Origin of the sequence: Halomonas sp. A29 (assembly GCF_046723295.1) — a bacterium.
Classification (GTDB): domain Bacteria; phylum Pseudomonadota; class Gammaproteobacteria; order Pseudomonadales; family Halomonadaceae; genus Halomonas.
On sequence record NZ_JAXQPR010000035.1, the window covers coordinates 1 to 723 of the forward strand.

Consider the following 723-nt stretch of genomic DNA (forward strand, 5'->3'; position numbering starts at 1 on the left):
ATCTGCTCTTCCGGCATTTTCTTGGCCAACTCGTGCTTAGCCTCTCGCCCTATTCCAGTACTCAGGTCATACATCATATAGGCCTTGACCAAATCCTGTTCCGTGCCGAGGCCTTTTTCGAAAAACTCACCAGCATGTGCTTGGGCTATTGAGTCATCTAGTTCCACGGCCCTAATTAACCACTCAAAAGCTTTTTCAAGGTCTACTTCAACGCCAAGGCCCTGACGATATGTATGGGCCATATTTCGCATGGAAATCAACACCCCATCTTCGGCGGTCTTTTTAAGCCAGTAGAGATACTTTACTTCATCCGGCTCAATACCTAGCTCGGGATCGCCATCCTCATAAAGATCCAGAAGACCCAACTTTGCCGAGTGCATGCCTCGCTCCCCGGCTTCGGCAAGGTACTCCTCATACTTGCTGGCGTCTTTTTCCACTCCCATGCCATGGCGGTATATTCTCGCCAGTTCAGAATAGGCTTCGGCGGCTCCCTGGCTAGCAGCCTCCTCTAGCCAATAGCGCCCCTTGTCATGGTCCACCTCGACCTCTTGCTCTTCGAGGCCATACAGGTAAGCAGCACCGACCAAGTACTGGGCCCGAACATCGCCCTCCTCAGCCTCCGCCAGATTGGCTTCGAAGTCCTGGCTATGGAAAATCTCCACAACCTTTTCGCCTTCAAAGATTCGCTCCGCCTGGGCGAAAGTGGAAAGCATTAACAAGATC

Annotated in this window: 1 protein-coding gene; it reads right to left on the bottom strand. The window is 52.0% G+C overall.

Going from position 1 to position 723, the window contains the following annotated elements; all coding sequences use genetic code 11:
- The coding region (locus SPH52_RS22455; RefSeq protein WP_411797274.1) for a tetratricopeptide repeat protein at positions 1-723 on the bottom strand (723 nt) is incomplete at both ends.